Genomic DNA, 1,334 nt, shown 5'->3' with positions numbered 1-1,334 from the left:
TCTGGAGGAAATTCTCAGTGGCAGGTCACTGTTCAATTAGGACGATGTGGTGAAATCCAGGTTCGATGGCGAGAGCAATTGATGCTGATCCGGGTGTTGTAACCTCAATCGTTTTTTCTTCTCCTTCGGAAAATATAGGTAGGGATGCGTGCGTTACTGTTCTGCTGCCAGTTCCCGCAAATGCATCTATGTATACTCGCGCGAAGCCTTTGCTTTTAAGTGCAACGGAGTAAGCTGTCAGATATTGTTGAAGACACGAGAGTTTCGTGTCTGTATCTAAACTGCCAAACATATGCCGTTCGTTATCCATGTCGTCCTCAAACAATGCCGCAGAGAATTCAAAATGATTCGCAATTATTAGTCGAGTCGTTTCAGGGCGGTGTAAATTTGTTATTACAATATAATATATTTATTTTATTATAAAATAATATTTTTTAATAATTGTTTTTATGTTTTTCTATTGGAAGGAAATTTGAGTGAGAGTGATTTTTAAATCGAGTATTTTTTATCATTTTATATTCAAGGAATTACTATGAATTTTCTTTTTATGGCTCCATTTTTATTCACGGGCGTGTTTTCCCCACTATATTTATTTTCGTTCTGCGGCGCTGGTTTTGAGTGAAGACGTAGCTCTCATATTTCTGGGCCGGCAGGGATAGTTCGATGATTGGAGAGGTGGATTGGGTTCGTGGTGGGCCGTTCTATTTCTCTCAAGATTATTGGCTCTGACTGATGCGGGGCACTGATAAGTGTCTTTATTTCCCCAGGTGGCAGTTTTCAGTGCCCCGTTGCAATGCCCATTGAGCTGAAAGGCTGATGGGAAAAGAGATGAAGCTCAAGACACGGTCGCAACTGCGTCGCGTGATAGGAAAGGTGTGTTCAAATGGGTCTCTATGAAATGTACGTTCTTGCAGCTCGTGCAGATACAGCCCTGATGAGGCGAAGGGTAGCGAAGATTATGAATCGTCGACGCAAGAAGCAATATTTACACAACCAGAAGAGGAATTCGAATTTGGAAACCGAGATGAAGAGGGGAGTACACCTGCGACCCGGGAGGATTCCGTAAACATATATTTATATAGGCATATATGCAGTTGCATATAAAATATATGCTGCATTGAATTATATATGAATAATTGAGAGCGGATGAAAATCCGTGGCCAGAATCTTGCTTTTACGGCCTGCAATTTGCGGATTGCGGGACGATAACGCGTAAATATATGATTTTTATGTTGAAAATATCGATATGGCTGGAGAATGATTATGCATGGAAACTATATGAGCGAGATGGAATTGAATAGAGCGGAGATCAGATTCGAGTGGCGATCGATCAT

General features: G+C 41.2%; 1 protein-coding gene. It reads right to left on the bottom strand.

Annotated elements, in window-relative coordinates; all coding sequences use genetic code 11:
* Window positions 1-25 precede the first annotated feature (25 nt).
* A complete protein-coding gene (tcmP, locus tag L904_RS28630; protein WP_371259440.1) occupies window positions 26-292 on the bottom strand; it encodes a three-Cys-motif partner protein TcmP in 267 nt (88 codons plus the stop codon).
* Window positions 293-1,334: the final 1,042 nt, after the last annotated feature.

The organism is Agrobacterium sp. LY4, from assembly GCF_001526585.1.
In the GTDB taxonomy this organism is placed as follows: Bacteria; Pseudomonadota; Alphaproteobacteria; order Rhizobiales; family Rhizobiaceae; genus Agrobacterium; species Agrobacterium leguminum.
The sequence above is the reverse complement of the archived record's forward strand: the minus strand, read 5'-3'. Positions and strand labels throughout refer to the sequence as shown.